This window comes from Draconibacterium halophilum (genome assembly GCF_010448835.1).
In the GTDB taxonomy this organism is placed as follows: Bacteria; Bacteroidota; Bacteroidia; order Bacteroidales; family Prolixibacteraceae; genus Draconibacterium; species Draconibacterium halophilum.
In genome coordinates this window covers 476383-502445 of sequence record NZ_CP048409.1, presented here as the reverse complement: position 1 = coordinate 502445, position 26063 = coordinate 476383, and the positions used below count along the sequence as shown (strand labels likewise).

The 26063-nt window shown below is 36.1% G+C and carries 22 protein-coding genes and 1 tRNA gene; 2 read left to right on the top strand and 21 right to left on the bottom strand.

The genetic code is table 11. The features are described 5' to 3' along the window. Nucleotides 1–63: 63 nt before the first annotated feature. From G0Q07_RS01935 to G0Q07_RS01835, 21 genes are all read right to left on the bottom strand, one after another. Nucleotides 64–3195 (bottom strand): efflux RND transporter permease subunit, encoded by a 3132-nt coding sequence (locus tag G0Q07_RS01935; protein ID WP_163344495.1) that lies wholly within the window; start codon nucleotides 3193–3195, stop codon nucleotides 64–66. A 266-nt stretch (nucleotides 3196–3461) separates the two neighbouring features. Beyond that, on the bottom strand, nucleotides 3462–3971 hold the full coding sequence (locus G0Q07_RS01930; RefSeq protein ID WP_163344494.1) for a hypothetical protein: 510 nt from the start codon (nucleotides 3969–3971) through the stop codon (nucleotides 3462–3464). A 251-nt stretch (nucleotides 3972–4222) separates the two neighbouring features. Continuing rightward, on the bottom strand, nucleotides 4223–5266 hold the full coding sequence (locus G0Q07_RS01925; RefSeq protein WP_163344493.1) for a BF3164 family lipoprotein: 1044 nt from the start codon (nucleotides 5264–5266) through the stop codon (nucleotides 4223–4225). A gap of 79 nt (nucleotides 5267–5345) precedes the next feature. Continuing rightward, nucleotides 5346–5543 (bottom strand): hypothetical protein, encoded by a 198-nt coding sequence (locus G0Q07_RS01920; RefSeq protein WP_163344492.1) that lies wholly within the window; start codon nucleotides 5541–5543, stop codon nucleotides 5346–5348. Between the two features lie 411 nt (nucleotides 5544–5954). Next, complete coding sequence (locus G0Q07_RS01915) at nucleotides 5955–6173, bottom strand: efflux RND transporter permease subunit (RefSeq protein WP_163344488.1); 219 nt, start codon at nucleotides 6171–6173, stop codon at nucleotides 5955–5957. 60 nt (nucleotides 6174–6233) lie between these two features. Then, nucleotides 6234–7031: an IS982 family transposase gene (locus tag G0Q07_RS01910; protein ID WP_163344491.1), complete on the bottom strand. Its 798-nt coding sequence runs from the start codon at nucleotides 7029–7031 to the stop codon at nucleotides 6234–6236. Nucleotides 7032–7933: 902 nt separating this feature from the next. Further along, a complete protein-coding gene (locus G0Q07_RS01905) occupies nucleotides 7934–9097 on the bottom strand; it encodes a 6-bladed beta-propeller (protein ID WP_163344490.1) in 1164 nt (387 codons plus the stop codon). A gap of 69 nt (nucleotides 9098–9166) precedes the next feature. Continuing rightward, a complete protein-coding gene (locus G0Q07_RS01900; protein WP_163344489.1) occupies nucleotides 9167–9364 on the bottom strand; it encodes a hypothetical protein in 198 nt (65 codons plus the stop codon). 427 nt (nucleotides 9365–9791) lie between these two features. Then, nucleotides 9792–10010: an efflux RND transporter permease subunit gene (locus G0Q07_RS01895; RefSeq protein WP_163344488.1), complete on the bottom strand. Its 219-nt coding sequence runs from the start codon at nucleotides 10008–10010 to the stop codon at nucleotides 9792–9794. Nucleotides 10011–10192: 182 nt separating this feature from the next. Then, nucleotides 10193–10774 carry a hypothetical protein gene (locus G0Q07_RS01890; protein WP_163344487.1) on the bottom strand — a complete coding sequence of 194 codons (582 nt, stop codon included), beginning with the start codon at nucleotides 10772–10774 and terminating at the stop codon, nucleotides 10193–10195. Then, the gene (locus G0Q07_RS01885; protein ID WP_163344486.1) at nucleotides 10767–11906 is read right to left on the bottom strand and encodes a 6-bladed beta-propeller; all 1140 of its coding nucleotides are present in this window, start codon (nucleotides 11904–11906) and stop codon (nucleotides 10767–10769) included. The genes G0Q07_RS01890 and G0Q07_RS01885 overlap by 8 nt, the downstream gene beginning before the upstream one ends. 57 nt (nucleotides 11907–11963) lie before the next feature. Further along, on the bottom strand, nucleotides 11964–12296 hold the full coding sequence (locus tag G0Q07_RS01880) for a hypothetical protein (RefSeq protein ID WP_163344485.1): 333 nt from the start codon (nucleotides 12294–12296) through the stop codon (nucleotides 11964–11966). A gap of 648 nt (nucleotides 12297–12944) precedes the next feature. Then, complete coding sequence (locus tag G0Q07_RS01875; RefSeq protein WP_163344484.1) at nucleotides 12945–14219, bottom strand: 6-bladed beta-propeller; 1275 nt, start codon at nucleotides 14217–14219, stop codon at nucleotides 12945–12947. Nucleotides 14220–14233: 14 nt separating this feature from the next. Beyond that, on the bottom strand, nucleotides 14234–15376 hold the full coding sequence (locus G0Q07_RS01870; RefSeq protein WP_163344483.1) for a 6-bladed beta-propeller: 1143 nt from the start codon (nucleotides 15374–15376) through the stop codon (nucleotides 14234–14236). Between the two features lie 132 nt (nucleotides 15377–15508). After that, nucleotides 15509–16762 carry a 6-bladed beta-propeller gene (locus G0Q07_RS01865; protein WP_163344482.1) on the bottom strand — a complete coding sequence of 418 codons (1254 nt, stop codon included), beginning with the start codon at nucleotides 16760–16762 and terminating at the stop codon, nucleotides 15509–15511. A 37-nt stretch (nucleotides 16763–16799) separates the two neighbouring features. Then, nucleotides 16800–19826, bottom strand: a complete 3027-nt coding sequence (locus tag G0Q07_RS01860) for an efflux RND transporter permease subunit (RefSeq protein WP_163344481.1) — start codon at nucleotides 19824–19826, stop codon at nucleotides 16800–16802. Between the two features lie 14 nt (nucleotides 19827–19840). Next, the gene (locus G0Q07_RS01855; RefSeq protein WP_163344480.1) at nucleotides 19841–20992 is read right to left on the bottom strand and encodes an efflux RND transporter periplasmic adaptor subunit; all 1152 of its coding nucleotides are present in this window, start codon (nucleotides 20990–20992) and stop codon (nucleotides 19841–19843) included. 75 nt (nucleotides 20993–21067) lie between these two features. Further along, complete coding sequence (locus tag G0Q07_RS01850; protein WP_246222963.1) at nucleotides 21068–21388, bottom strand: site-specific integrase; 321 nt, start codon at nucleotides 21386–21388, stop codon at nucleotides 21068–21070. A 38-nt stretch (nucleotides 21389–21426) separates the two neighbouring features. Beyond that, a complete protein-coding gene (locus G0Q07_RS01845; RefSeq protein WP_163344479.1) occupies nucleotides 21427–22263 on the bottom strand; it encodes a site-specific integrase in 837 nt (278 codons plus the stop codon). A gap of 282 nt (nucleotides 22264–22545) precedes the next feature. Beyond that, a tRNA-Leu gene (locus G0Q07_RS01840) sits at nucleotides 22546–22629 on the bottom strand. Between the two features lie 61 nt (nucleotides 22630–22690). Beyond that, the gene (locus G0Q07_RS01835; protein WP_163344478.1) at nucleotides 22691–24070 is read right to left on the bottom strand and encodes an MFS transporter; all 1380 of its coding nucleotides are present in this window, start codon (nucleotides 24068–24070) and stop codon (nucleotides 22691–22693) included. A 144-nt stretch (nucleotides 24071–24214) separates the two neighbouring features. Between G0Q07_RS01835 and G0Q07_RS01830 the strand changes: the two genes are divergently transcribed. Both G0Q07_RS01830 and G0Q07_RS01825 read left to right on the top strand, forming a co-directional pair. After that, a complete protein-coding gene (locus G0Q07_RS01830) occupies nucleotides 24215–24796 on the top strand; it encodes an RNA polymerase sigma-70 factor (RefSeq protein ID WP_163344477.1) in 582 nt (193 codons plus the stop codon). Nucleotides 24797–25015: 219 nt separating this feature from the next. Continuing rightward, on the top strand, nucleotides 25016–26059 hold the full coding sequence (locus tag G0Q07_RS01825) for a FecR family protein (RefSeq protein WP_163344476.1): 1044 nt from the start codon (nucleotides 25016–25018) through the stop codon (nucleotides 26057–26059). Nucleotides 26060–26063 lie beyond the last annotated feature (4 nt).

Genomic DNA, 26063 nt, shown 5'->3' with positions numbered 1-26063 from the left:
TCAACCAAATAAAATGAGTTATAGTGTTTTATCGAAAAGGCCTTTTATAGAGGAAGAATTTAATTATTCAGTTTTTAGAAACAAGGGCAAATAAATCAATATCGCCACCATTGAAAATAACAGTCCGCCCATTGCACCAACGGCAAAGGCAAACCAGAAAACTTCTTTTTGTCCGCCCCAGATAAATGGAATCAACCCTAAAACCGTAGAAAGTATGGTTAAGGCAATGGCCACAATTTTGTTGTTAAAAGCTTTCAGGTAATTTTCAATGCTGTAGGTTTTGTTTTTCCCTCTTACCAGGTTATTAAAGTCGTTGATAATGTAGATGGCTGCATTTACCACCAATCCGCTTAAAAGAATAAACGAAGCAAATCCTCCCTGGTCGAAATTAAAATCGAAGAGGTAAAAAGTAAGGAAAACGCCGATAAACGAAATGGGAATCAGGCTGATTACTGCCAACGGTTTTAATAGCGATTCGAATAAAATAGCAGTAACAAAATAAATGATCAGGATAATAAGCAATAACAGTCCGTATTGTTTTTTATCGTTTTTGTCCCAGCTCCACCAGTTACGCTCCGGTTTTTGGGTTTTATACCCCAGTGGTAGTATTTGGTTAATAGCTTCAATTTCGCGTTCCTGAACCATTTCGGCAAGCGGCCCGGGACCAATAAAATTGTAATTCAGATACATCTGGTAAACCTGGTTCTTTTTGAAAATTGATTTTCCGCTCAGCCGTTTTTCGATGTCTCCGGCTTGCGACAGTTTTTTCTGCCCCCGGCTGGTTTGAACCGGAATGTTGTAAAAATCCCAGTTGTTGTACTCGCTGTTTTTCGATGAAACCAGCACCACGGGCTGTAACTCTGTTTGGTTGTAAAAGGCATCAAGGTTGCGCGAATAAAGCTGGGTAAACAACGACCCCGTATAATCCGAGTAACGCAGATTATAAGCAGCCAGCAACTCTTTATCTACGTTCAATCTGTATTCGTAACGCGCGTTCGAGCCCCAGCTGTCGGAACTGGTTATTTCCGTTTTCTCCACCCGCGGATTTTCAAGCAGTTTTGCTTCAAGTTGTTCAGCATATTTATACAACTGGTCGTAGTTGTATCCGGTAAGCAAAATATGGCTGTTTTTGTAATCCATGTTCAGCGAATTTGAAAAACCTTTTCCCACGCCGTAAACAGCCCAATCCATTCCACCTAAGGAAATTGCTTTCGATTCAATCTGACTTTTGAGCAAATACGGGAACGATGATCTTTCTGCTTCATCGGTAAACTGTATGGTAACCGACGAGTTCTTGTAACCCGTTATTCGTGTTTCAAACTGCGCCACTTCATCAAAAAGGCTAATGTATTGTTCCATTTTCCGTACAGCATCATTCAACTGATGAATGGTGCAACCTTCCGGCATTTGCCCTCTTACGTATAACGTGGTTTTCCCCGGATCGGAATAAAAGCTTCCCTCAAAAACGTGCTCGGTAAACAGGCGTAAACTTCCGCCCATTACCTTGCTGAGAATAGGTTTAATTTCCGATTTAAACAGGTCGCCACCCAAGGTTTTATTGTAAAATTCAGCTGTTTTTTTAGTGCTGTCTATTTCATCAGGTAATTTCCCGATAGGAATGCCAAAACCAAGTATGGCCAGTATAAAAAAGGCCCAGCGGAAACGTTTTTCGAAACGAATAAAACGAAGATAAAAGTGGTTTGAGCGGCTTATTCTTTTTAGTGTTTTTACTGGTATCGGTTTGGGTTTGGTGTGATAAAGCTGCTCCATTAATGCCGGAACCAGGAACAAAGCTATAACCAGCGAAACACTCAGGTTGATAAGCATTACATAGGTAAAATCAATAAGCATCAACTTCTGGTTTTCTTTCAAAAAAAATACTACCGATAAAGCCCCAAGCGTAGTGAGCGTGGCAGCCAGTAAGGAAATAAAAACACGCAATCCTTTTTGCCGCTGCAGGTGACTCACCATTATTATGCTGTTGTCGATAATAATACCAAACGAAACGGTGATTCCTGCGAGTGAATAAATATGAATTTCAACTTTAAAAAGGTAATAAAAAACTGCAGCTATAAGCAGGTTGGCGGCCAGTGAAATGGATAACACCGCCAAAACTCGAAACGACCGGTTGGCAACTAATACAAAAAGTAAAAGAATGAGCAACGAAAAAAGGGTGCGATACCCGATTTTTTCCAGTTCTTCTTTGATGTATTCGGTTGAATCGGAAGCGATCATTACGGAATAACCCATCGGGAGTTTTTCCTGAATTAGCAGAAGCTGGTCTTTTATTTCGCCGGCCAGTTTTAGCTGGTTTTCTCCCTGTGCAGCATAAACCACCAGGTTGATGGTGTTTTTGCCGTTTATGCGGTAGTAGGAGGTAGGTGGTTTTTCCTGCAATTTAACCGTGGCAATGTCGGAGAGGCGGATAATTCGGCCATTTTTATTGGCTACCGGCAAACTAATCCATTGCGAAGGTTCGATAAACTGCGTGGAAGCTAAAACCGGCACCGAAACATTGGCTCCATCGTTTTGGTTGCCTAAAAAGTTTTGATCACCCAAACGGTTGATAACGGTGCTGATTTCGGCAGGTGTTATTCCGTAAAGTTTTAGCAACTCAGGATTGTAACAAATTTCCCATTGATTGGGCGATGCTCCATAAAGCGAAATATCGGCAATGCCTTGAATTTTAAGCAGCTCGGGAATAACCAGCTGCTCGGCTTTGTTTTTTATGTAATAAGTGGATGAGTTGGCGTTAAGTGTAAGCACCATAAACGAAACCTGGTCATCGACATCAGTTGCGTTGGTGGTAATTTCCGGATAGCTCATTTCGGCAGGTAGGTTACTGCGCAGTTGCCGGATAAGCGTTGACACCTCGTAACGTTTTTGGTTCAAATTAACTGATTTATCAAACTCAATAACTACACGGCCTGAACCAACCGAAGAAGTGGATTCTATGGATTTAATCCGGCTAACTTTCCCCAAAACACCTTCAATTTTTGATGTTTCCTGCTCAATAACTTTTGGCGATGCATTGGGCCAGTAAAAACTAATGTTTAGCTGCGGCAAACTACGGCTGGGTTTAAACCGAATATCCAACTGTGGAATAAAAGCCATGCCGATAATTATAAATGCAAGAAACACCACAATTATGGAGAAGGAGGAAAAGGCTTTTTGTTTTGGTGTAGCTTGTTGCACGTGTTTGATTTTGTTTGTTGCAATTTAACCCAAAAAACTGAGCATTAATAGTCGAAATTTAATCTTCCTATTAGCCCGTGCCAACACTGATAAATACAAGAAAGATCACAATCATGGAGAGGATGAAAATCTTGGATTTTAGTTTCCCACTTGCATGAGTTTGTTTTTGTAATACTCGGACTCAGGTACTCATAATTGAAAGCAAATATTCTATTTTGCTTACGACATTTCATCTTTCGAAGAAGAAATGAGATTCAAGTAAATACTCAATCTTTTGAAAGAATATAGTCTTCATACCTGATACTCAAATTAGTGTCATTTAAAAAGTCTCCTTTTAATATTATTAAACCATCGCTATTAAGTAAGATCATGTCATTTACTTCGATGCTTTTATCCTTCTTGCTAAAAAAGTCATTAAAATCTTTAAGTATGGGAACTGTAATGTTTAGTTGTTCCCTGTGGAAGTTAAACATTAACGTATCTTTTATGTCGACAATAAAAAAAGTTTTTACAAATTCAGAATCAAATTGGTTATAGAAATTTTGAGCCTCTTTCAATTTTTTTATACAAAAAGCACAATCCCCATTTCCATACATAATATTTATGTATTTATAAGAATTAAGGTATTGAACTTGCGTTGAATCTAGTTGCGTCAGAGGTTTCAAATAGGTTGTGATGTTTTCTTTCTCACTGTATGAAAACAATTGATTTGACTGAGAATAGAGGTTAAATACAGTTAAAATAAATATAATTGACAGATATAACTTGTTTTTCATTTACTACGTTTTCGAACTAAGTTAAAAACACTAATATTTTCTAAAATACGGAGAGGAGTCACGGGTTATAATTAGTTTTTTGAGTTTTCGTAATTTGTTTTCTTAAAAGCTCATCTAAAAGAGCGCACTTCCAAAATGACATTCCTAAAAATCGAAAACATTTCGACCGCTGAAAGTTTAGTCTTTTATGGATACTAATGAGTTCGAATAAATGCTCAAAGAACTTTTATAATTACGTGTTTTACTAATTATTAGAAACTAAATTTATATAATATTGGTTCTGATTCAATATTCAAACCATAAATTATCCTATTTCCCCAATCCACCGCAATATCAAATATTGGAACATCTAATGTGTAATGAACAAGGGGAGACCCTTTGAAATCAAATTGAAATAAATTTGTATAGCTTGGGCCTCGATGATCACGTTTCTTACCAGAATAAGGAATAATAAAAAATTTATCATTAGCAACAGGATAATTATAAGATCTATTATTATTGGAGGTTTTTACGACCCTCCCATTTTTTTTTATAACATCAAGCTTTTTATAATTAGGACCTTTCAATATAAGTCTAAAATCTCCATTATTTTGGAATAAATCAATTCTGTCCCAATAATTATAAGGGACAATAATATTTTCATTATTGTCTGAAATACCAATATTTGTACTAAATATATTTGATGCAATGGTAGTATTGTATTGTAAGCCAACATCTGGAAATTTATTTAAAAACTTGACCACACTTCCCGTTGAGTCAATAATACAATTCATAAATCCATCTTCATGTCCAATTAGCCCACAGAAATATCTATTACTATTGATCTGGACTATTTTTCTTGGATATATATCACTTACATTTATTATTTCAGTAAATTTCTTATCGTTATCACTAAGAATTAAGTCTAAAGAATATAGTACAATCTTTTTTCCATTTAGGTCATGAACCATAAATTCATTGTTTAAGTCAACAATTTGAGTTGAAAAAGGAAAGACCAATTCACCAGGACCTCTTCCTCTTTTACAAAAGCGTGCAATTCTTTTTCCTGTATTAATACTAAAAACATCGACTGATGGCGTAACATTGGAATTACTCACAAATAGCAAACTGTCCTGAAGAAGTATTCTACTTGGATCTAAAAAAGGATCGACAAATTTAAGTGCTTCTCCTTTTAATTCAATTGTTTTTCTGAAATCACTCAATACAAATTCAACTTCATTCTGCGAGAAACATTTGAAAGAAATTACAATCAGTATTGTAGGTATAATTTTTATAAAATTTTTTAAATCTATCATTTTAATTATTTAAATAAATAACTATTTGGAATGCCCTTTTATGAGATCAAGGGTAGGATTCCTACCCTTGATCTTTTAATTATGGTTCTATCGGTTTCAATTCATGATAATTATCTGATGCACCACAAACCAATACCCCACCTTCACCATCTGGCAGAGCACATGTGCCATTTGCTTCTGGAACACATACATCACTGCATCTATCTGCATATGAATTCAATGTCGTTCCCAATACCGTAATCAATAATATTCCTCCTATAAATAATACTTTTTTCATCTTTAATTATTTTAATTATTAATTTGAATAATTTGTTTAGAAGCTACATTAGGGTAATATCATTTCTCTTTTATATCTTTGTCACATCACCTCCTTTCTCCCGAATATTCGGGATTGGTGGTACAGCGGGCAGCAAACTGGATTTACTTTAGCGGGTAAAAGTTTGCCGCCCTTTTTTGTACCGTATTGTACAATATATTTGTTCCGGGTTGTCTTTATCAAAACACACCATTTATAGGTTACAGCCAAAAGTTATCTTTATTTCCGGGGTTCGTTTTTAATCTACTTCATTTGAATTTTAGGTTTGTATGAAATTCCGGGTTTTCATTTTGTATTAACTGTCAACAATTTAATGTTTTTTGTAAAAAAAAAAAAAGTGTTTGCCCATTTTTGCTTTAATTTAAAACCATTCTACATAATAATATTTGGGTTTATTATTTCCTGCTCAATAACTTTGGGCGATGCATTGGGCCAGTAAAAGCTGATGTTTAGCTGCGGCAAACTACGGCTGGGTTTAAACCGGATATCCAGCTGTGGGATAAATGCCATGCCGATAATAATAAATGCAAGAAACACCACTATTATGGAGAAGGATGAAAAGGCTTTATGTTTTGGTGTAGTTTGCTGCATTTGTCTGATTTTGCTTGTTGCAATTTAGTAAGAATATATTATGATAACCCGTTGTGCGGTTTAAACTGCCAGGGCATATTTTAAATTATTAATTGGTTTACCGTTCTTTAAATTAATGTATTGCAGTAAAGTCACCGAAGTAACTTTTGTGAGTATTCTGACTGACAATCCAATAAGTGTTTTGGCGTAATTACGTTTAAGCATGAACTGGTCGCAAAGTTGAGAAAACAATGTTTCGATCCTTTTTCTAAACTTTTTAAAAACAGGTGGGTACAAAGTGTAAGCTTTTTGATTAGCCCGCATGGGGGTTTCCAGTTTAACGTTGCAGGAAGAAAACAGGTCAATTTGCTGAGAACTGGATAAATATCCTTTATCTCCCAGCAGGATACAATTGTTTAGCCCAGAATGCTTTACCTGCGACAGGTAATGAACATCATGGACACTAGCCTTGCTTAAGTCCATACTATGAAAAACCCCGTTTGCAGAGGTAAGCAAATGAAGCTTGTAGCCGTAATACCAGGTTTTATTAACAGCAGAATAGCCTTTGTTTGGTGCTGTCTCAAAGTTTTCTTTGCAAATCCTGCTGCGTTGTTCACGGGCGTTCTTGCAAACAGGGATGGGAATCGAATCAACCAGGAAACAGTCTTCTCCTGCATTGAGAAAGCCGGCTACAGTCTTGTTCAATTCTTCGATAAAAGGATAAAGGCGTTTTCTTCTGCGGTTAAAGTTGCTTCGGTCGATTAGGTTGGGAAAATCATCAGCATGTTCGCTTTTGATTTTAGCCCACAAAAAAGCTTCGCTGTCGATTCCGAGTGACTCGCCAGTAATAGAGAACGCAATAATTTGACAATCAGACATCTTTGGGCGGTTTCTATACGAATAGAAATTATCGAAAGAGTTGATGCGATTTTTAAATACAGATTTGGTAATGAGAAAGAATCTGTCGTAATTTGATTTCAAGTTATGCATAACAGAAGTAAAAATGTGGTGTTTTATACTTCTAAGATATTGAATATCATGATTATGCATAACTTTTTTTAGTTATAGATATTAATAAGGTTATTAACAAATTAAACCGCACAACGGGTTATGATAATATTTTACTAAACGTCTTTCTGATGCATTAGAAGATAATTGTACCGATATTATTCAAAAACTGCACCGGACTTAATAGGGCAAAATAATCAAAAATAGGAATGCTTGTTAATTAAATTGTTTTAGGTAATGATAATAGTCTTTGTTAAATTTCTTATCTATTATAAAAAAATTATTAATTCTATTTTCTGAAAGAATACACAAGAAAGGTTTGTGTATATTCATATCTAAATTGATTTTGTTTAAATAATTAAAGTTGTAAAAATTATCGTTAAGGTTATATCTCTCCTTGAATGATAAAAAAGCTTTCCTTGAAGAAAAGTCACCTCCAATTAATACAGGATAATTAATGGTTTTTAAATCGTTAAATACTTTTGATATGCAAATATCACAATCATATTCGTGAAAAAGAAATAAAATTGTGTTTTTGCCTTCGTAAGGGAAAATAGAATCAAGGCAGGAGACTTTACTGAATGTTTTCTCTAACTGAAAACGAAAAATATTAGACTCAACCATGTCTTCTGTATAGACAGAATTATCAAAACTAAAATCCCTGGATTTTATACATGATGATAGATTTGATCTAAGAGTGTAGTTCTTGTAGCCAAGAAATAAACTAATAAGAATAAGAAGAGTTATTAGAATTTTATAGACGATTTTATAAATCATATTTCAGTTTTAAATAGGATTAAAATGGGATTGTCTCCAGGTTTAACATTTTCTTTAAGTTCGTCAATGGTTAGGAATCCGTAAGATTTATTTTGAGTAATTGGAGCTCCTTCATGCCCTTGTTTGCATAGTTGTGATGCATCTATTTTCATAATAATATATCCATCATAAATAGCGAGGAGTCGGTTTTGCAATTGGAATTCATTGTTTAATCTAAGTTTTGAAATCAAAACTGAATTTTCAGAATTTATGTTGAATACATATAGAAAGTTGTCTTTGTTATACAAAAAATTGAAAAATAATTCATTACCAGTATATATAAGGTTATTGATGTACCCTGATCTGTCTTGGGACATTAATCTGCTTATAACATATTTGTCTCCATGATTTAAATCTTCATGATTTAGTTCTTTTTCTCCAAAATCTACTTTGTATCGTGGAGTTGCGGTATTATCCATAAATTCGTAAATCATATTATCAAATCCATATGTGAAGAATAACTTATTTTTGAATGAATTGCTAAATGGATTTATGTTGATCAAGTCACAATCATACTCAACAGGACAGAACTCAACCTTGGCTTTGTTCATTTGGTCATTTGTGATAATGAAATGACTATTCTCAAAACTTAGCCCCTTGTTATCACCTAGTTTTATTAAATAATAACTGTTTGGAATATGGATAAATGAGGTTATTCTATAGTCTTTATAGTGTATTCGTTTAATAAAATTACCATCTATATCATAAAAATAATTACTTCTGGTAAAGTTGTCAACGATTTCGACATGTTGATTTTTTTCATTAACTAAAAAGTCGGTTGGCAATATATATTCACCATTACCTTTTCCAGCCATTCCAATGCTATTGATAAATTTCCCATTGGAACTGAAATGAAAAACTTTTCGCGTATCATATTTATCTAAAATAAATATTCCCAATTTGTTAACAACTATTTTGTTGATATTCGAAAATAGTGACCTTTGGGAGGTTTCTAACTTCAAAAAAGTTAATTCGGTTGCAAATTCTTCAATTGAAATGCTTTGCCCTTTTGATGGGTTAATTTTGATAGATTTTACTTTTTCCGTCTCCTTGTAATTATTGTTGTGACAAGAAAGAAAAACAAGAAAGAGGATGGCAATAGTAATCAGTTTAATTCGCATATTGTTTGGTTTTTATCGTTTAAGAACAAAAATTGCTCCTTTTAAAAAGGAGCAATTTTATCATAAATTTTAGCAATCATAAGGATAATCATCCATATAATAACAACTGGTGCCATCAGCAACACATTGCCTATAACATTGTGCATCTTCATCCCACTCGTCATCCCTATTATCATAATATTTTTCTGCTTTGGCAGTTGGTGATATTGAGCAAAGAACGACAATTCCGATAATTACTGTTGCTAGAAAAAAAGATTTAAGTTTCATGACAAAATTTTTTAATGATACATAATAGTTCATTCTGATTTATCATTTCACAGAACAGAAACCGTGGTTTCAAAAAAGGGTTATTTCATTATCTTTGTCACATCACCTCCTTTCTCCCGAGTATTCGGGATTGGTGGTACAGCGGGCAGCAAACTGAAATTACTTTAGCGGGTAAAAGTTTGCCGCCCTTTTTTGTACCGTATTATACAATATATTTATTCCGGTATGTCTTTTTACAAAACACACCAGTTACATATTACAGCCAAAAGTTATTCTTATAACCGGGATTATTTTTTAATCTACTTCATTTGAATTTTAGGTTTGTATGAAATTCCGGGTTTTCATTTTGTATTAACTGTCAACAATTTAATGTTTTTCTAAAAAAAAAGAAAGTGTTTGCAAAATTTAGCTTTAATTTAAAGCCATTCTACATAATAATATTTGGGTTTATTATTTCCTGCTCAATAACTTTGGGCGATGCATTGGGCCAGTAAAAGCTGATGTTTAGCTGCGGCAAACTACGGCTGGGTTTAAACCGGATATCCAGCTGTGGGATAAATGCCATGCCGATAATAATAAATGCAAGAAACACCACTATTATGGAGAAGGATGAAAAGGCTTTATGTTTTGGTGTAGTTTGTTGCACGTGTTTGATTTTGTTTGTTGCAATTTAACAAAAAAACAGGCCATTAAATAAACGATACTTAATCTTTTTAATAGCCTATTATTCTAAAAAATTCTAAAACAATTATTTAATAAAATAAGAATTGATTTCCACGCCATATTTACCAAACATATTTCTCTTTATTTCTAAACAGTATCTAAATACTAAAAATACTTTTGTTTAATCGTCTCAAGATAAGTATCTGTACGTTCAGGGAAAGCATAGTCTGGAATAAAAAGATGTTTACATCTTTGTTCATTATCTAAAATAAAAATAAAAGGAATTTCAAAATGCTCAATTACCAAATTAAACGATGAATCTTTAACGCTATATAGTTGTTTCCCAAAATATGATTCTTTTATTCGAGGATTTGTATCATTGCATAGTACTATAATGTTATTGTTTTGATCAAAATCTGGAAAAATTTTCACCAACTCTTTAAAAACAAAATCAATACATATATTACATGCTCTTCCTGAGAATCGATAGACAATTGACGGCTTATCTATTATATCGTATAGTTTTTTTATGTTTGTAGCATCATTACCTAAGTATATTTGAATATCATCAATTGGAGAATAATCATCTCTCAGTGATAAATTTAACAATTCAATATCCGTTGGTTCTATAATTTGTTGGCAGGTATTTTGCTCCTTTTTTGTGGAGATGATAATATATGAAACAATCCCTGCTGCCATTAGTAAAAATATTGCTAAACAAAAAAGTGCCGTTTTATTCTTAGTCATTACTTTTCATTTTGTATTTAACTAAAATAGGATTGTCTTCTATATTGATATCCCCCAGTTGAAAATTGGCGTTTAACATTGAATCATTTTCGGGAATATAGTGATACAATTTACTTGGCTCGACAATAGTTATAAGAGTATCATTATGTAGATTTAATGGCGAAAAAGGAAAAAGAATTTTGTTTTTAAATGTATGGAACACGGTTTCTTTTTGAGTTCTTTTATTTAAAATTAGATGGGTATATTTTTGCTTAAAAACAAAAGAGGCGATAATAAAACTCTCATTTTCCAAATAAAAGGGAAATGTTATTACAAATTTTGAGGATAAATTAATTAGTTGCTCTTGCTTTTCTCGAAGATCACCAGCTAATTGTAAAGATTTAACATCTAAATTATACTGTCCAAAATCAATTTTACTAATCCTATTTAATCCGCCTTTTGTTAGAAGTGATACTTCTCTATCTAACTCATCAAAAAATAAATTAGTCCCTCCCATTTCAAAAAAAGGAGAACAGCCTGGCATTAAAGTAGTCTGTTCAATTTCTGATGGTACCGTTAAAGTTTCACATACCACTTTTTTTTGTGATTTTGAATATATTGCGATTTTAGTATCTGAAAATAAAGAATAAAAACATATTAAATCGTCCGTTAAGTTTGTAAAGTAATGCACTACTCTTCCATTGAGATTAGCTTTTTGTTTCCCAATAAAATTACCATCCAAATCATACGAAATAATAATTCCGCGAGGGGACAAAAGCTCAATTTGTTCTCGATTTTTGTTTAAATTAAAATCGGTAATTTCCGAATACTCTTCTGGCCCTCTTCCAATTTCTCGTATTTTTTTTATAAAATTACCATCAGAATCAAATATCAATAAAGCACTTTGATCTTGATCAAAAACATAGAATTTAGAATTTAGTATTTGAACTTTGCCAACTCTCTGAATCAAGCTTTCTTTATTAGTTTCCAACTGAATAATCTGTATGTCTTCAAAAACGTCTGAAAATGGAATTTCGTTTTCTAATTGTTTATCTAAATCAATAGAATAAGAAAACTTTTCTTGTTTACTTTTTTTGCATCCAAATAATACAATTATAAAAAACAATATACCTATAATTTTAAAGTAGTTCATTTTTCTTCTTTTTAAGAAAAGGGTTATAGAAAAACAAGTAACCCTTTTTCTATTCGTTTAACATTCAACTTCATCGTATTCATAACACGATTTGGACGTATCATCTGTTATAATACATCTAGTATAATAATTTGGGAACAGCCCACCACAATCATAAGCTCTGATTTCACGACACTTCCCATAGGTACCACTAGAACATTCAACAGTTACTCCTCCACCAGTAGGGTCTTCTCCTTTTTTCTTCAATTCATGATCTTGGGCATTAACTGATGAAATTGTAAAATCAGCTAACAATATTGATAAATTAGAATCCTTTGGAGTGCTAGCGACAAATACTTCTAATAAAATAGCTGTAAGAGTTGCGAAAATGTAAAAAGTTATTTTTTTCATCTTTTAAACTTTAAAAATATATAACTAATAATTGTTCTGATCTATCATTTCACAGAACAGAAACCGTAGTTTCTCGATAGGGTTATTTGATTATCTTTGTCACATCACCTCCTTTCTCCCGAATATTCGGGATTGGTGGTACACCGGGCAGCAAACTGAAATTACTTTAGCGGGTAAAAGTTTGCCGCCCCTTTTTGTACCGTGTTATACAATATATTTATACGGGTATGTCTTTTTGCAAAACACACCAGTTACATATTACAGCCAAAAGTTATTCTTATAACCGGGATTATTTTTTAATCTACTTCATTTGAATTTTAGGTTTGTATGAAATTCCGGGTTTTCATTTTGTATTAACTGTCAACAATTTAATGTTTTTTGTAAAAAAAAAAAAAAGTGTTTGCCCATTTTTGCTTTAATTTAAAACCATTCTACATAATATTGTTTAGGACTAATAGGATTGCGTTTTAAAGCATAATACATCAACGGAATAAAGTACGAACTAACTAGTTTGCTCAGAACCATTTTACCAAGAATTGAAAATGCAATTGGTTGACGATATTCTGGATTGCCAAAACCAACTTCTTTCTGTTTTCATTAGCAACCCCAATCTTTTACCGCTCCTTACCACTTTAAACAAGCCAATGTTTAATCTTTCAGCATCGCCATCACTAAAAATGAGTTATCATCTTCTTTCAGTGTACTATTAATTTGGTTTATTTTTTTTTTCTGTTCAGGGAATTTTACCTCCCTGTTTTTAAACTCATCCGAATCAAGAAAGAGTTTCATATCCAGCGCTGAAACAGTCATTACAGCCAGCGTGTCGTTTGTGTAAGTTGGCTTAAAATCAGGTCCACCATTAATGTCGTTTATAAAACCTCCCAATTTGGATTCTTTAACCGCCACTCCCTGTTTGGCCTTTTTATCATACAATACACAACCTTCTTCCTCTTTCATAACCTCGCGGGTTTGTATGTTGTAATGGTATCCGTATGGAATAAAAATGAAATTTTCAGTTTCGTGAATCCCAACCCAACAGGCATCTTCGGGCATGGGGCGTGTCGACTTTCGTTCGTAAATCAGGTCTTCGGGTATTTTGTGGTTTTTTAAGTCGATAAAATATTTGGGTACAAGCTTGTTGGTGGCATCATAAGTGTACACGGTATCGTTGTACCAGGCTTTCATATGCAGTTTGTTATTCAAGCGGTAAAAACTGTTTTGTCCCCAAAAACTAACCATTGAATGACTCGTTTCATCTCTATCCCAGAACAGATGCTGGGCAATGGTTTGCAAGGTATCTCCATTTTCATTGTGTTCGATAAAAACAAAAGGATCGGAACCGGAATGCTGGTCGCTAAAACTGACCAGCAAACTATCTCTGCTCCACACATTATACAAACGCTCAACAGCCGGGTATTTTATGGTTTTAATGTATTCGCCATCAAAATTATAAACCAAAATTTTACGTGTCCAGTTGGTATGAATATAAATACGTTGGTTTTTTTCATCGATGGAAAATAAACGGCAAAGGGCATATTCTTTCGGGCCTCGTCCTAATGTTCCAATGTGTCGGATATATTTCCCGTCGCGTGAAAATTGTGTGATGAGCTTGTTTCCCGAGTGTTTAACAAAAATATAATCGTTGGTAAGTTGAATATCCTGAACTCTTCCAAGTAGGGCTTTGGGTGTATTCTCAAACTGAATAATTTCGACTTCCGATGCAAATTCGGACAAATTAATGTCACGTTTGTTTTTTATGATCTCAGCAAAGGGAATGGTGTAAAAGGCATCGGTTTCAACCGCTTGTTCGTTGGTAGTTTCCTCGTTTTGATCGGTTTTAACTTTTGACTGGCAGGCGAAAAAGATAAGCAGACCGCAAATGCCAACAAGTTTCGAATAATAAAGGGAGTATTGGTTTTTCATGTGTTTACTATTGGTTATTTCATCTTTCCCACAAAAAGAACTTCATTGTCGTTTTCATCCAGTTGAGCCGTAATACCTTTGATTTTCTCTTTTTCGGTAGTTTTCAGATCTCCGTTTTCCAGCAATTCGGTAAATTTGGTTTTAAGCTCATGTGCCGGCATTGAAGCTACAAACCAGCCGTTGTTACTCATAAAAAACTTGTACAGCTCAATTCCTCCGTAAAAATCATTCTTTATCCGGAAAAAATCAGATTTCAGCGTTTTTTTATCAACCAGAACTTTTTTCCCGTTGTATTTTCCGAACACCCATGTCCGATAGTAACTTTTCCAGTCGTATAACCAGGTTCCCTGGTTCTCGCCGCTAAAAGTTGCCACAAATTTCGGGTCAAGCCTGTTGGTCTTGGTGTTATAATAATATAGGGTATCCGGAGTTTTTGATCCGTAAGCCAAAATAAAAATATCGTTAGCTCCGGCATTCCTTGTTGACGAAACTTCACTACTAAAATCAGGACGTAAAATCTGATGTGGCATAGGTTGTACTTCCTGAATAACTTTCCCGGCTAAATCCTGCTGATATGCTACCGGAATACCGCTGCCTTCAAAGGGCATCGACAAAACCGTAACCGTATTATTTTCGACAAAGGTTTGGCATTTTGATTGTTTGTACGTCAACGGAATTGGAGGCAGATTTTCATTGTCCAAACTGTAAACTATCAATTCTCTGGCATTGGCGAAAGGCGTTAAATAAACCTTACTGGCTGCTTCGTCCAACTGGATTCCGTAAAGCGAATTAAACTCGCCCGGGCCTCTCCCTATTTTACCAATGTCACGGATAAACTTTCCTTCCCGGTTAAATAACTTTATAGGATACTGCCCACGGCTGTGAATGGCAATGTAATTTTTTGAAATTCCGATGTGATACACACTTTCGAATAAGGATTTTTCGTTGGTTTCGAGAGGGATTACTTCGCATTCTGTGATAATCTCACTAAGAGGTAAATCAATTGTATCAGTAACTTCGCTGATGTTACAATCAATTACCTCGCTGCCGTTTACCGTAATCAGCCTAGCCTGCGAACCTTTTTCGCGGGGTTGGCACTGGGTAAAAAGTACAATCACAAGTACCATTAGAAAGGGAGTGAAATTTAGTTTTTTCATGGGTAAAGTTTTATTAGTTTTTTGATTTTTTGTTAACCAGCAAAAACTATACCTAAAAAGTTAGTTGGTTTTTCACTGTCTTGAAAAACAGGAGAGTAGTTGCCCTGCTTACCATGAAACAAGGAAAGCCGCTTAGTTGAGTTTTGCCAATACAAAAAAGTGGTTGTCGTTTTCGTTAAGTGTTTTATTCAACTGAATTAGTTTTTCCTTTTCCTCCGGGAATTTTACCGCTTTGTTTCTGAAGGCATCCGATTCGAGGTACAATTTCATATCAAGGGCTGTTACCAACATTATAGCGGTATTTCCGTTTATCCTTATTGGTCTGAAATCGGGGCCTCCGGTAAAGTCATCAATAAGTCCGCCTTGTTTTGTTTCTTTTATGGCCAGGCCTTCCTTTGTATTTTTATTATACAAAACCAATCCTTGCTTTTCATTCCGCAACTCCGGTTTCTCAATATCGTAATGGTAGCCATAAGGAATAAAAATGTTATCGGAGGTTTCGTGCACGCCAGTCCAAATTAAATTGTCAGGAACAGGTCGGGTTCGTTTGCGTTCGTAAATTAAATCATCCGGGAGCTTATAACGACCTAAGTCTATACAATATTTCGGAACTAACTTATTACTGTTATTATACGTATAGACGGTGTCGTTATAAGCACCTTTTAAATGAGTTTTACCATTAAAACAATAATAGAAATTCTGTACGCCAAAGAATGGAGTTATACTTCCGAATTCTCCTTTTGAATCCCAAAATATATGATTAGCAATAGTTTGTAACGTATCTCCTTTTGCATTGTGCTCAATAAAAACAAAAGGTTCTGTTCCTCTCATCGGTTCAAAATAACTGATTAAACAACTATCGCGGCCCCATATCCAGAAACACATGAAATTCTCAAGGGCTTCATAATTATAGGTTTTCAGGTAGTCTCCCTTAAAATTAAAAACCTTCACGTCAAGCTCTCCTGTATGAATATAAACTTTTTCATTTTTTTCATCTATCGACAATTTCATACAAGTGCCATATTCACCCGGTCCTTTTCCTCTTTTTCCGATGTCTCTGATAAATTTTCCATCGTGCGAGAATTGCAACACAGGATGTTCCCAGAATTTTACAAAGATGTAATCCTTTGTTAGCTCAATGTCCTCAACGTCTCCCAGCATTGCTTCAGGAATATTCTCAAACTGGATAATTTTAGCTTCAGATGCAAACTCCGATAATTTAACTTCTCGTTTGTTCTTTACAATCTGGTCGAAGGGAATGGTGTAAAAAGAAGCGGTTTCTTGTAAACTTACCTTTTGTCCTTTTTTCTCTTGACACGCGCAAGAAAGCAATGAAACCAGGAATAAAATTCCAAAAATTTGAAAAGAATTATGTTTTAATTTCATGATAAATTTGTTCAGTTGACTAGCATTATTCAGATGACTATTTCCCTTTCTTCAGCAAATAATACATCATCGGAATAAAGTATAAACTTACCAGTGTGCCCAGCAGCATTCCTCCTATAATTGCCAGTGCCAGTGGTTGTTGCAATTCGGCGCCCATACCTTTCTGAAAAAGGAAAGGAAGCATTGCAAGAATAGTGGTTAAACTGGTCATTATAATTGGTTTTAAACGCCGGTGTCCGGCTTCCATAACCGAACGGATCAAGGAATAACCTGAATCGTGTAACTTGTTCATGGTATCGATTTTCAGGATGGAATCGTTGATGATAATCCCGGCCATTACAATAATTCCGATGGCCGACATAATATTGATTCCGGCACCAAAAAGTTTTAGCGCCAGAAATGCGCCAAACAGGTCGATCGGAACTTCAAGCAATACAATTACGGGTAGAACAAACGATTCGAACTGTGCAGCCAGAATGAAATAGAGCAGGAGTAAACTAACTCCAATAATCATCAGTAATTCTGTAAGCATGGCTCGGTTCGAAAGTATGGAGCCCCCAAACATAAGGTCGAAAGAGGAGTGATTTGCCGCAATGGTTTTAATATCTTCTGAAACCGTTTTAAAATCACCCGGGTTGATCTCAAATTCCACCGGGAAATATTCGTTTTCCTTACCGGCAACAATGGATTTTAAGCCTGAACCACTATTTACTTTTACCAATCCCGACAGAGGAATTTCCTCATTGTTCTGATTTCTTACCTGTATATTTTGAATGATTTGATAAACCGATTGGTAGGAGTTGCCGATGCTCACCGGAACAAACATATTGTTGTTGTTGATGGTAAACACCGTATTCACGTTAAAAGCACTTTTTACTTCGCGGTAAAGTTCGTCATTGTCAACCTCGTAAAACATCAGTTTCTCCGGATCGGTTTCCAGCAAAATCAATTGTCGTGTTATCAGTTTCGATTGCAAACTGTTGGGGTAGTTTTTATCCAGATCGGCCAACAAGGCCGAAAGCTCATCGAGGTAATTTTTATTGCCCGGGTTAAAGTGCGAAAAACGTGCAATTAGCGGGGCATCCGATTTGCCAAAGGCCAGGTTAAACAGGTTGTCGGCTTCCGCAAAACTAAAATCGACAGCGGGGAAATTCCCGGCAAAATACGTGCTAAACTCTTTAATCATTTTTGATAAATGTGCCGGTGATTCTGCTTTTATTATCAGCTTGTTTTCTGTTGTTCCGGCATCTTCTCCGCTGTTTAACAGGTATTGTTGTTTTCCTGCTTCTTCAATAAAATAAAGTGGTTTTGTAGTTAAAGAAGCCATTAATTCATTTACCCGTTTGTTATTTTCTTCGAGCGTAAGCGGTTCATTCCAGTCAATTTTTAAAACCATTTCATCCTGGCTTACTTCCGGGAATCGCGAGGTTGTTAACATTCGCCCTAAAACCGCCGCACCGGCTAATAGCAAGAGGACAAAAACAAGAGTAAGTCCCTGATTTCGGAGCACAACTTTTAATCCGCGTTCGTACCAGCGATAATAACCGGGATCTTTGCGGCGCTTTTGTTTTTCCTGTTTCGCTTTTGAATAAAACAGCCTGTAAAGGGTAGGGAGGAGGGTGATTGAAACCAGCAACGAAATACTTAAGCCGGTGGTTACTGCAATGGCCTGATCGAAAAACAAGGCACCGGCCATTCCTTTCATAAATATTAAAGGAATAAAAACAGCGCAGGTGGTAAGTACCGAACTGATTAAGGGCCGGATAACTTCGTTTGTTCCCACTTCGCACGCCCGTGACAAGGTAAAATGCCGGTCGCGGTATTGCGTAATATTGTCGATAACAATAATCGAATTATCGATCATCATTCCAACGCCAAGTATCAATCCTGAAAGCGAAATAATGTTGATGGAGAGTTTAAAGAGGTAAAAGAAAAAGAGGGACAGCAACAGCGAAACCGGGATGCTGATACCGATTAGCCAGGGAGCTTTTCGTTCGCGCAGAAATACAAATAGTATCAGAAACGCAAGCATTCCGCCGATTAGCAGACTTTGCCCCAGGTTATTGATCGAGTACTCCAATAGTTTGGATTGATCGCGGGTGATCGTAAATTCCAGTTCGGGGTAATCTTCTTTAAAATAGCTGACCAACTCATTAAGCTTGTCCTTTAAGTCTGCCATTTTTGCATCCGATTGTTTAATCACTGCCAGGCTAATTGCACTTTCTGAGTTGATCTTTATGTTTCCCTGTGGTTTTTGTGGCTGAAGACTCACATCGGCAATTTCCGATAGCGACACCACTTTTCCGTTCAGGTTTACCGGAATCTCGGCAATCTCTGAAACATCACGAAGCCGGGTGTTAAAGCGAATGTTGTATTGGTATTGGCCATCGCGTATTAAAAGGTTTCCCAAATCAATATTGTTGTTATTTAGTTCCTGCTCCAGTTGCGAAATGGTAAAAGTACCGTTTTGCAGGTAGGCGGTGTGTGGTGTGATTTTAATTTCGGGGTATTGCAGACCGCTCATGTCGACCAATGCAACTTCAGGAAGCTGCTCCAGGCGTTTTCTTATTACCTGGCTGGTGAAATTACTTAGTTGCAGAAATTCCTCTTTGTTGCCGGTTATTAGTTCCTGCTTTTTATTCACCATCAGGTAAAAAACGGGTATATCCGAAGCGCTGGCTCTTATCACTTCCGGGCGGCTCATATTGCGAGGAAGATAGTTCATGGCCTTATCCACTTTTTCGTTCACCTCAATGGAAGCTAGATCGATGGAAGTTCCGTGTTTAAAGCGCAGTTCGATCCAGGCTGTTCCATCACGTGTTTCGCTTTTCATCTCCTCAATGTGGTTCACTTCTTTTAGTACACTGCGGATTTGTTTCACTACCGAATTTTCCAGCTGGCGGGCCGGCATTTCATTCGATGGCACCCGTATGGAGATAACAGGAATATCGATATCGGGCATTAACGACACCGGAATTTGTACGGTCGTAGCAATTCCTACAAGCAGGAAAGCCAGAAATGCCATTGTTACAGCTATTGGTCGGTGAATCAGGAATTTTACCATTTTCGGAGGTTTGTTTAGTTAGTAATTTCCACTTCCGATTCGTGCGCCAGGTTTAGATTATTCGAAACAATTACCGTATCGCCGGCTGAAAGCGTTGCACCTTCAGCAGCCATCACTGCATATTCATTTTCGTTTTCGTTAAGTACGTTTATGTAGGTCCAGTAAGCAATTCCATTGGTGTAGCGGAAAAGCACTTCACGGTTCTGACGTAATACCACAGCCTCTTTAGGTACAACCAATTGATCGGATATAGCTTGTTTTATGCTTACTTTTACATTCATTCCCTGCATATACTCACCGGGATTTTGCACCTCAGCCTTTAACCAGATTAATCCGTTTTCATCGATGTTCGGATCAATTTCACAAATTATACCGGTAGTATTTTGGGCGCCGGAAATAGGAGTAATAGTTACATCTTGCCCTAGTTTTACTTTTGAGATTTCGGTTTCAAGCAATGGAAAATCAATGTAAAAACTACGATCATTAATAAGTGTACAAAATGGTTCTGAAACATTGGCTTGCTCGAAAGGTTTTTGTTTAATTCCCGAAATTTTCCCGGAAAACGGTGCTTTTAGTTCTGTTTTTGACAATTGCAGCCGGGCTTCTTCAAAAGTTACCTGTGCCTGGTTATAGCCCGACCGGATATCGGCAATCGCTTCATGATCTGCTGCATAAAGCGTGTCGGTAATGGTGTACCCCATGCCAATCAAAGCATCCAACTTGTCAATATTGGCCTGCTCCAGGGTAATGTCGGCCTTCTTCATATTAAGACGGTATGTCTCATTATCAAGACTGGCAATAACATCATTTTTATTTATGGTATTCCCGTTCTTCACATCAATGGTAGCCAACGAGCCGGAAACTTTGAAATAAAGTTCAGCTTGCTGCGAGGCAGATAATTTACCATTGCTCACAATCTCTTTTAGAAAATCGTTTTTTTCGAGTGTAACTACCTCCACTCTGTTTTTTTCTTCAGGAAGAGCCTCTTTATTTACCTCGGCAGTAGCATTGGGTTTGTTTGTGCATGCTGAAAACAAAGCGAATAAGTGAAAAAACAAGATGACAAGTTTTATGGAAGGAAATTTGTGCGTATTCACGGTATACAGGTTTTTTGTTGAGACTATAAACTTAACAAACAGATTATTATATCCAATAACTTTTAACATTTATTCTTGAATTAATGTCTATCACAATAATTTTTTATGATAAATAAGTTGGCTTCAAATAAAAATACGCCATGCCTAACCAATCTTTACTTTCTGCATATCTTCTGAAATCTTACAGTCCAAAATCCGAGCATAAATCTGTGTTGTTTTCAGTGAGCTATGCCCAAGTATTTTAGAAACCGTTTCAATTGGTACGCCATTTGTTAATGTTATTGTTGTAGCAAATGTATGCCTGGCTACGTGCATTGATAAATTCTTTTTAATTCCGCATATATCAGCAATCTCCTTTAAATAAGCATTCATTTTTTGGTTTGAGTTTACAGGTAGCAATAGCCCTTTTGAATCATTTATTGGATAGTTTTTATAGCGCTTTAAAATGTTTTTAGCAACAGCCAACAATGGAACTCTACATCTTGATCCATTTTTTGTTCGGTCTATAATAATCCATTTTTTCCATCATTCCCTATTCTGATATGCTGTTTTGCCAACTTCGATATATCAGCATAAGATAATCCTGTATAGCAGGCAAATAGAAAAATATCTCTCACAATGGCAAGCCGTTCAATCTCAATCTTCTTTTTCCTTATTCTTTTTAATTCCTTTTGAGTTAAAAATTCGCGTTTAGGTTGTTCTGTTTTTACTTGAAACTTTACATACGGATTCGTTGAAAGATAATCCATGGCAACTGCAATATTCAATACTTTCTTCATGTGCTTATGGTAACACCAGGCAGTATTTACACTGTTGTTGTATTTTGATTTTAGGTATACATCAAAATCATTAATAAACTTATAACCTATGTTGCTAAGGTTCCACTCCTTCTTCCCATAGACGTCAGATAAAAAGTTTAAAAGCCGGTTTTTTGAGGTTTTATAATGTTTGAGCGTTGTAGCTGAAAATCCTTTGCCAATATTTGATTCAATCGTGTTCATATAAACACCAAACATTTCAACTATTCCATGCTCTTCTTCTATGCCGCAAAGTTTGTTTTTAATATCAACTACATCAAACTTTTTGTTCCCGGCTTCAAACTGATTATAAATATCAAGAATATTAGAAGCTACTTTATCAAGACGATTATTAGTTGTCTTCGCTAAACTTGATGAGCCAGTCATTCTTTCTTTTGATATATCCCAGGAATTCTGATCAACAAATAGCTTTGTCGATAATTCAGCACGTTTTCCATTGAACGTAAACCTGACATAAACGGGGTAAGTTCTGTCTTCCCGCTTCTTTGATTTTTTAAGTAAAAATGCAATTGTAATCCTCATAATCCATAAATTTTAACAATTTAGGTCTCGCTCACTGTCTAAAAATACATTATAAATGCCACTTTTGAAACAGTAAAACGAACCAAATTAAACCAATTAAAATGAAATGAATCAGCGAGTTACATCGTTTAGCGAGACCTATCGAGTCTATTTAACCATAGGTCTCGATTTTGTCGCATTTTAGATGGTTTTAAAGCACTTTTTTTGATATTTATGCTAAATAAAAAAGCGCTTAAATCATTGATTTTAAGCGCTTTTAATGTTTTTTGGTGTTTCACCAAGTACCCGGGGCGGGAATCGAACCCGCACTCCGTTGCCAGAACTGGATTTTGAATCCAGCGCGTCTACCAATTCCGCCACCCGGGCAAACTTCCTTTGTGGAAAATTGGTGTGCAAAACTAATTATTTCACCTGAATCAGCAAAATATTATGCTGAAATTTGTTTGTTACGATCAATATGTTTTACCACTTTCCCATAAACAATTAACGAAATAGCTGATACCGAGGCAATTCCCACAAAATAAAACCAGATATAATGTGCATTTACTGAAGCAGCTTCCCACTCGGCATGTGTATCAAACAACAACGGATCGGGGCAATATTTGGTAAGCAACCAGCCCGACAATCCAAAACCAAGAATAGAAGAAAGAAAGGAGTGTAAGTGACTAAAACCAAGATACAAACCTTCTTCACCTGATGGTGCCTGCAACGAAAAATACTCCAGGTAGCGGGGAGAAATAAATGTTTCAGCCAGTCCCTGGAAAATGATCCCCACAATCATCATAAAAGCAACGGGGTGCAAGCCTAAAATGAATTCGCTGCCCATTAAATGTCCTGATGCCATGCACAGTGCAGAAACAGGCATAATAAACATCCCGACGGTCATCGAAAACAGCGAGGTTTTATTACGCATAAGCTGAGTTACAAAACCTACGGTAAGAAAAACCACCAGCGGGTTTACGTTGGCAAACCACGAAATAGCACTGCCTTCCCCCGCAAGCCGTAATACATACTTAGGCATGGTGGCATACAACTGATGCTGTACCATCCAAAAGCCGGTAATAATAAGGATAAGAATTATTAAACGTGCATTGGAAAGTACCTTAACCAGCGCATCAAGAATCTGTGTAAAACTCTTCGTTTCGCCCTGCGACCGGCTGGCTTTATAAAAAATAGCTACCAAAATTACCGCTAAAAATGTAATTCCTGCAGCAAAGTAATTCAGCGTTACCAGCCCCTCATTTCCCATGGCATCGCGCAATGGCTTTACAATGGTTTTTCCCGAAAATGCACCAATATTTACCATCATATAAAAAATAGAATAGCCCTGGGCGCGTGTCTTTATGGTAGTTTCGCGGGCAACTGTTCCGGTAATACACGACTTGATAAACGATCCGCCAATCATTATCACAAGCATTATCGGAATAATAATCCACTTTAAGTTGCTCTCGCGGAGTCCGTTAAACTGTGTAGTTTTCGTATATTCTACCAAGCCTGAAGATTCGAGCATGGTTGGCAATACACCCATCGACAGGTAACCAATCGAAAGCAACGAAAAAGCAATCAGCAAAGATTTTTTAAAACCAATTTTATCGGCAATTGCACCGGCAAAGGTAGGTAGCAGGTACAGCCCCGCAGAAAACGATCCGGCCAGAATTGCCGCCTGAAAATCGTTAAATCCTAATATACGCGACAAATACAGTGTGATAACAATAAACACTCCATAATAGGCAGCCCGCTCTAATAATTCCACTGCATTAGCCACCCAAAATGCTTTTGGGAACTTCACTTTTACTTTCTTTTTCATGCTTGTTCTATGATAATTAAGGTCAGCAAAAATAGCAGCTTAAACCAAAGCACAAAATGATATTAATTTCGTAAACATAATTTTAATCTTTTGCAAAGAATTTCTTTTTCATACCTTCGCAACTACCGATAGAACTATTTGTACATGAAGTCATTCGAAGAAAACAAACTATTCGAAAATATTCAGCAGGGCGATGAAAAAGCTTTTGAAAAGCTATTCAAAATGTATTACAGATACCTTTGCAACTTTGCCTCGAAAATTATTGAAGACGATATTGCTGCCGAAGAAATCGTTCAGGATTTTTTCGTGAAGTTTTGGGAACGCCGGACCGAGCTTTCTGTTGAATCGTCGCTGAAAAACTACCTGTTCCGATCAGTAAAAAACCTTTGCCTGAATTATATTAAACATAGTATTATTAGGCTACAACATGCTCAAAAAGTAATTTCCGAATCGGAATCGAGCAACTTTAATAACGATTATATAGAAGTTAATCTGGCAGCCGACATTGCCAAAAGCATTGAAGAACTGCCGGAAAAACGTCGCGAAATATTCCGGCTTAGCCGCGAAGAAGGATTAAAATACCGCGAAATTGCCGAAAAACTAAATATTTCTATAAAAACTGTGGAGGCACAAATGAGTTTGGCAATCAAATCATTACGAGATAAATTAAACAAATATAACACCTTCATCTTCTACTTTTTTGTTAGCAGGACAAAAAAAGTTTAGTCGATTAATTCAATAAATTTTCGTTATGAGAATGAAAAATATAAAGAGAAAAGGAAAGCGCAGGATTTTTAGGACGCGAGAATAGTGAACTATTTTAAGATCTGAAAATCAGAGCATTTCCTTTTGTCAAAATAGTTTTCATTCGGAATAGAACAATTTTTTAATTTTCGACTTAGGGGTAAATTAATTGTGTATTGTCATTAAAGCGAGATGGGAAAAATGGAGAACATAGAAAAATTTGATTGGGAACTGGTTACCAAATATTTAAACAACGAAACCAGTTCGCAGGAAAATGACGAGGTGGAGACCTGGATCAGTCAATCTGATAAAAACCAGGCAGAGTTTGAGCAGTATAAAAACATGCTCAAAAAAGTGGATTCCCATTACCAGGCAAAAAAGTTTGATCACGAAACGGCCTGGAAATCTGTTTATACACAATTACGCCCTGCTAAAGCTCGATCTATTCAGCTACAAAAAACAAGAAAGGAGGTTATTGCAAAATTCTACAAATATGCTGCAATAGTTGTTATCGCGCTTTTATTGGGTTCAGTTGCATATTACCTTGGTTTCCGCAATTCGGACAAGGCCTATTACAGCGAGGTGATCTCGGCCAAAGATCAGGTGCTGAATGAATATGTTTTACCCGATGGCTCGGTGGTTACTTTAAACAACGATTCGAAACTGCTGTTTCCGAAAAAGTTTAAAGGCAGTACCCGCGAAGTTACCATCATTGGCGAAGCATTTTTCGATGTTCAGCGTAATCCCGAAAAACCGTTTGTAATTAATGCCGGCAATGCACAAGTTAAAGTTTTAGGTACCTCTTTTAACGTTAGTGCATACCCGGAGGCAGAAACCGTTGAGGTTATTGTTGAAACAGGTAAAGTTCAGGTAATCAGTAAAAACGAAAATCCTGAAATGGAAAGCCGCGAGGTATTTTTAACTCCGGGCGAAAAAGGAACACTGCATCTGTCGAATCTTGATTTGATGAAAACAGTGAACAGCGATCCTAATTTCCTGGCCTGGAAAACACACGACCTCATTTTTAACACTGTTCCGTTACACGAAGTGGTTGAATGTCTTGAAAAAGCTTACCACATTGATATCGACGTGATGGAACCGGAGCTAAACGACTTGCTATATGAAGGTCATTTTGATCAAAAACCGGTTAATTTCGTTCTAAATGTAATTCGGCTCACATTTGATCTGGATTTATCGGTAGAAGGCAAACATTACACTTTAATGAGCCGTACAAACAAACAGTAAAGCT